At 65.2% G+C, this 6093-nt stretch carries 4 protein-coding genes; 2 read left to right on the top strand and 2 right to left on the bottom strand.

Going from position 1 to position 6093, the window contains the following annotated elements; genetic code table 11:
• Positions 1-491: 491 nt before the first annotated feature.
• On the bottom strand, positions 492-3983 hold the full coding sequence (locus VGC77_RS07225) for an indolepyruvate ferredoxin oxidoreductase family protein (protein WP_331170893.1): 3492 nt from the start codon (positions 3981-3983) through the stop codon (positions 492-494).
• A 356-nt stretch (positions 3984-4339) separates the two neighbouring features.
• Between VGC77_RS07225 and VGC77_RS07220 the strand changes: the two genes are divergently transcribed.
• Together VGC77_RS07220 and VGC77_RS07215 are read left to right on the top strand one after the other, a co-directional pair.
• A complete protein-coding gene (locus VGC77_RS07220; protein WP_331170892.1) occupies positions 4340-4744 on the top strand; it encodes a hypothetical protein in 405 nt (134 codons plus the stop codon).
• Between the two features lie 174 nt (positions 4745-4918).
• Positions 4919-5191, top strand: coding sequence for a hypothetical protein (locus tag VGC77_RS07215; protein ID WP_331170891.1), 273 nt, complete (start codon positions 4919-4921; stop codon positions 5189-5191).
• Positions 5192-5259: 68 nt separating this feature from the next.
• Here the strand turns inward: VGC77_RS07215 and VGC77_RS07210 are convergent, their stop codons facing one another.
• Positions 5260-6069, bottom strand: coding sequence for a DUF1295 domain-containing protein (locus tag VGC77_RS07210; RefSeq protein ID WP_331170890.1), 810 nt, complete (start codon positions 6067-6069; stop codon positions 5260-5262).
• Positions 6070-6093: the final 24 nt, after the last annotated feature.

Below are 6093 nucleotides of genomic sequence, written 5' to 3'. Positions count from 1 at the left end.
GGGACGGCTATCCATCGTCCAAACCTCCCGGCCCCATCACCTTCAAGCACGGCCTCGAACGCTTCTCCGCCATCGCCGCAGGATGGAGCCTCAGAGATGTGTGCATGCCTTAGTGCGCACGCAGGGACCCATCACCCCTGGATTCAGAGATGAAGAAAGGACCTCAACCACGGCGCCAAATTGCGACTCCGCGCCGTATGGGTCCCTGCATGCGCAGGGACGACCCGTTGAAATGCAGAGGCCACTTCGCGGCCGAGGTGCGCTCCGCACGCTCCCCAAAGCCGTATGCGATAGCCCTGCGAGCAAGGGGTACGACGCCTGCGCAGCAGCGTGAGGAACGCTGCAGCGCGTCCGGGACACGATGCAGCAAGGTCTGGCTCGGCAGCCCCCGATATCATCGCGGCGAGCCTCGAAGGGCGACGGCGCTGCGCCAGCTGCAGAACCAAATTCTCCGAGGCCACGATGCGCGTAGCAGGGGCGCGGCCCCCGCCCTACTCCGCGGCGAGTTGCGGCAACGGCAGCGGCGGCGGATCGGCGATCTCGCGGGCCAGTTCGGCGTAGCGCACCTTGGCGTCCTGCACCGCCTTTTCCTTGATCGGGCCGTAGCCGCGGATCCGATCCGGCAGCGACAGCAATTCCACTGCGAATGACACGGTGCGCGGCGACAGCCGCGCCAGCACGGTGGCGACGTCCTTCTCATAGCCGGCGATCAGGTCGCGCTCCAGCTTGCGCTCCGGATGATAGCCGAACAGATCGAACGGCGTGCCGCGCAGGACGCGCAGCTTGGCCAGCGTCTTGAACAAGGGCCGCATCGCTTCGCCGAACTGCCGCTTCTTCGGCCGCCCGGTGACGTCGAGCCCGGGCAGGATCGGCGGCGCCAGATGGAAATTGACCTTGTAGTCGCCCTCGAAGCGCTCATGGATGCTGTGTTCGAAGGCTTTGTCGGTCAACAGCCGCGCCACTTCGTATTCGTCCTTATAGGCCAGAAGCTTGGCATAGTTGATCGCCACCGCGCGGGGCAGCGCCTCGCCATAGCCGCCGCCTTCCGCCGCGGCGCGGACCCGGTCGACCAGCGCGCGATAGCGCGCGGCAAGCCGGGCGTTCTGGTAATCGGTCAGCATCGCGCTGCGATGCGCGATGATCTCGTCGAGCGGCATCTCGTCCTGCGTCTTCGCGGCGACGGTATCGTCGGCGCCGTGCAGCATCGCGGCGAGCCGCGAAGGATCGGCCACCGCCAGCCGGCCAAGCTTGAACGCCTGGCTGTTCATCTTGATCGAGACGCCGTTCAGTTCGATCGCCTGCTCGATCGAGGCGGCTTTGAGCGGCAACAGCCCGCGCTGATAGGCAAAGCCCATCATCATCATGTTGGTGGCGATGGAATCCCCGAGCAGCGCTTCGGCCGCCTTGGTGAAATCGATGAAGGCGGAGTCCTTGCGCAGCGCCGCGGCCAGCACGCCGTTGACGCGGCCGGTCTGAAAATCGAAATCGCGGTTGCGGATGAAATCCGCGATCGGGATCAGATGGGTGTTGACCACGCCATGGGTGCGGCCGGATTCGCACAGCGAGATGGTCTCTTTCGAAATCGCCATCACCTCGTCGGCGACGATCAACAGATCCGCGGTGCCGGTGACGATCCGCGAACAGGTGACGTCCTCGGGACTCCCCGACAGCCGCACGTGGCTGAGCACCGCGCCGCCCTTTTGCGCCAGCCCCGACATGTCGAGGATCATCGAGGCCTTGCCCTCGATATGGGCGGCCATGCCCAAGAGCGCGCCGATGGTCAAGACGCCGGTGCCGCCGACCCCGCCGACCGCGACGTTGTAGGGCCGTTCCAGGGTTGGCAGCGACGCGGGCTCCGGCAATTCTCCGAGATCGGCGAGATCGACCGGGGCGCGACGGCGCAATTTTCCGCCCTCGATGGTGACGAAGGACGGGCAGAAACCTTTCAGGCAGGAATAATCCTTGTTGCAGCTTGATTGATTGATGGTGCGCTTGCGGCCGAGTTCGGTCTCCAAAGGCTCCACCGAAATGCAGTTCGACTGCACCGAGCAATCGCCGCAGCCTTCGCACACCGCGGCGTTGATCACCACGCGGCGCTGCGGGTCTTCCAGCGTCCCCCGTTTACGGCGCCGGCGCTTTTCCGCGGCACAGGTCTGCACGAATACGATGGCGGACGCGCCCTTCACCTCGCGCAGCGTCTTCATCACGGTGTCGAGTTCGTCGCGATGCGCAAGCTTGGTGCCGGGCGCAATGCTCGCCGCGGGATAGGCGTCGGGATGCTCCGACACCAGATAGATCTCGCGGATGCCTTCGGCGTGGAGCTGGAAGGTGATCTGCTGCGGCGACAGCTCGCCGTCATGGCGCTGCCCGCCGGTCATCGCCACCGCGTCGTTGTAGAGGATCTTGTAGGTGATGTTGGCCTTGGAGGCGATCGACTGCCGGATCGCCAGCGAACCAGAATGGAAGTAAGTGCCGTCGCCGAGATTGGCGAAGATGTGCTTCTCGTCGGTGAACGGCGCGATGCCGGTCCATGGCACGCCCTCGCCGCCCATGTGGGTGAAGGTCGAGGTCGAGCGATCCATCCACAGCGTCATGAAGTGGCAGCCGATCCCGGCGAGCGCCCGGCTGCCTTCCGGCACCTTGGTCGAGGTGTTGTGCGGACAACCCGAGCAGAAATACGGCGTGCGGGTGATCGGCACCACCGCCTGCACCTGGGAGGCGTCGCGGCCGTGAAACCAGTCGGCCTTGGCACGTAGCAAGGCGGCAATCTCGGGATCGATCTGCATCGCCAGCAATCGCTCGACCAGCGAGGTCGCCACCTTGGCAACGCTGAGTTCGTCCGCGAACGGCAGGAAGCGATGGTTGTGATCGTCCATCTTGCCGATGATGCGCGGCCGCGCGCCATCGGCGGCGTGGAACAGAGCCTGCTTGACCTGGTTCTCGACGATCTCGCGGCGTTCCTCGACCACGAAGATTTCCTCGAGCCCGTGGGCGAAGTCACGCACGCCCTGCGGCTCCAGCGGCCACGGCATGCCGATCTTGTAGAGCCGCAAGCCGATCCGTGCCGCGACCTGCTCGGTAATCCCGAGCTCGCGCAGCGCCTGGCGGACGTCCTCGTAGCTCTTGCCAGACGCCATGATGCCGAACCGCGCGTTCGGGCAATCCATGGTGACGCGGTTGATCCTGTTGGCGCGGGCGAAGGCGATCGCGGCGAAGCCCTTATAGTCCTGCAGCCGGCGGTCCTGATCGAAGCGGTCGTCGGGCCAACGCAGATTGAGCCCGCCCGGCGGCATCGCAAAATCGCTCGGGATCACGAACGGCGTCATCTCGTCATTGAGGTTGATCTCGGCGGTGGTCTCCACCGTCTCGGTGATCACCTTCATGCCGACCCAGCAGCCGGAATAGCGCGACATCGCGATGCCCAACAGGCCCATCTCGATGATCTCGTGGATCGACGACGGATAGAGATAGGGCATCAAGGCGGCAATGAAGGCATGGTCGGACTGATGCGGCACGGTGGAGGATTTGGCGCCGTGGTCGTCGCCGGCCAGGCACAGCACGCCGCCATGCCTGGCGGAGCCCGCGGCGTTGGCGTGGCGGAACACGTCGCCGCAGCGGTCGACGCCCGGCCCCTTGCCGTACCAGATCCCGACCACGCCGTCGTGGCGTGCGCCCGGCGACAAATTGAGCTGCTGGCTGCCCCAGATCGCGGTGGCGGCGAGGTCCTCGTTGACGCCGGGCTGAAACTTGACGTTGTACTGTTCGAGATGTTTGCGGGCGGCGTGGAGCTGCTGGTCGTAGCCGCCGAGCGGCGAACCGCGATAGCCGGTGACAAATCCCGCGGTGTTGAGGCCCATGGCGCGGTCGCGGCGGATCTGCGCCATCGGCAGCCGCACCAGCGCCTGGATCCCGGTGAGGAAGATATGCCCGGAGCCTTGCGTATATTTCTGATCAAGACTGATCGCGCCCTGGTCGATACCCATCCCACCCTCATGCAGCCTTGTGGCCTTTGGCGGCGGGCCATTTTCGCCGCGCCTTTGACTTGTTCTAAGTACTGTATGTCGGAATTTCACGCCCGCGCATCACAATAATCGGAATGCCGCGGCCCGCCGCGCAAACGCAATTTCATGGCGCGGCTAGGCACGGAAATTCGTCGCGCGGCGGCGCCGGGCGGTCGGGGGGCAATTTTCTGTCACGCGGTTTTGTGCGCCCGGACCTAAAGCTCGGCCTCGCCGGATCTTTCAGGCTGCGACGATTCGTTCGTGGAACTCGGCCCGCGGCCGGAACCGATCTCGTTGTGCGCGGGTTGTCCCGCAACCGCAACGAGGAGCAGACCGTCATGGCGCAACCCCGACAGCCCGAGCACGACCCCTATCCGGGTTCCGAAGAGGTCCCGCACCAGCGGGCGGAGAACGACCCGTACCTGCATGCGGAAAACCCGCGGTCCGAAACTGCCCCGTATCAGCCTTCGGACAACGACCCCTATCAGCGCGATCCGGCGGACGCCGAGCGCGCGCTGCGGCTCGACCAGGAATTACAGGCCGATGCAGCGCTCGGCAGCAGCCGTATGAGCGGCGGCCGGATCGCGGCGTTTGCCGCCGCGGTGGTGATCCTGATCGGCGCGTTGTATTACGGCATGAACGTGTCATCGACCAACACCGCGGCGAACCGCGACGCCGGCACCACCACCGGCAGCGCGCCGGCGGCGCCGCCCGCCAACGGCACGTCCAATCCGTCGCGCTAAGCCACCATCGACCGGACAATCAGGCGGGTGCCGCAAGGCGCCCGCCTGATTGCTTCGCGGGCGTGCGCGTGCACCGCAGCATAGAAAATAAACTTGCCGGGGAAACGGTTGTCACAGTGAAAACGTATCCTTTGGGCCAGCGTCACGCTGGTTTTATCCCAAAGGAGGTTCCAAATGCAGAAGCACATGCTCGCCGCCGTCCTACTGTCGGCCCTGGCCCTATCGACCCTGACCCCGGCCTCCGCCGCAATGATGCCCTGCACCGGGGACAACATGGCCAAGTCGCAGGCCGCGCTGATGGTCATGCCGGACAGCCCCGGCAAGATCGGCATGCAGAAGGAAATCGGCATGGCCAACACCGAGATCAGCAAGGGCAACATGCGCGGCGCCTGCTCGCACTACATGAAGGCGCAGAAGATGAGCATGATGAAATCGGGCATGATGTAACCGCCGCGGCCGCGTCGCCCGGTGGCGGCGCGGCCTAAGCGGCGACGCTCGCCGCAGCGAAGCCCGCGTCAGTGCACCAGGAATTTCAGCTTGCGCAGCGAATACACCGGCAGCCAGGGCAACAGGATCGGTACGCTGCGCACATAGGCCTGGTAGTCGGGCTGCGCGCCGTAGCGCTCGTCCTGCTTCAATTCGACGTTGCGCGCAGCGCCCACCATCAACAGCTGCATATAGACCAGCGCCACGCTGGTCAGGAGCCAGCTCAGCGCCGACTGATAGGCCGACACCGCCGACAGCCACACCCCGAGCCAGAACAGCATCTCGCCGAGATAATTCGGGCAGCGCACCACGCGATACAGCTCGACGTCGCAGAACCGCGACGGGTTGGCGGACTTGAAGCGATATTTCTGCCAGTCGGCCCAGCTCTCCAGCCCAAGCCCGAGCAGCATCACCGCCACGCCAAACGGCAGCGAGGCCACCGCAACGCCCTGCTGCTGCGCCGACAGCGCCAGCAACGCCGGCAGGAACAATAGCGAAAACAGCAGGCTGACGCCGAACCAGATCCAGCGCTTCTGGTTCTCCGTCACCTTGGCGGTGCGCAGCTCGATCGCCGCCAGCTCTTTCTGGTAGGCGGCGCTGCGCTCGCGCATCAACAGAAAGCCGGCGAGCCGCACGCCATAGACGAACAGCAGCAACAGTTGCAGCAGCGCCCAGCCGGAGATGCTGTCCTGAAACAGCAGCGCCATCACCACGCTTTGTGCGGCGATCGATCCGGCGTAACACACGCTGACGAAGTAGTAGACCCGCGAAAACCCCGCCGCCGAAACCAACAGACTGATGCCGAGCGCAAGCCCGAAATAAAGCCAAGGGATGGTCATCTGGCGGTCGTGCGCTCCCAGCCG

This window comes from Rhodopseudomonas sp. (assembly GCF_036404135.1).
Classification (GTDB): Bacteria; Pseudomonadota; Alphaproteobacteria; order Rhizobiales; family Xanthobacteraceae; genus Rhodopseudomonas_A.
This window is presented reverse-complemented; position numbering and strand designations above follow the sequence as displayed.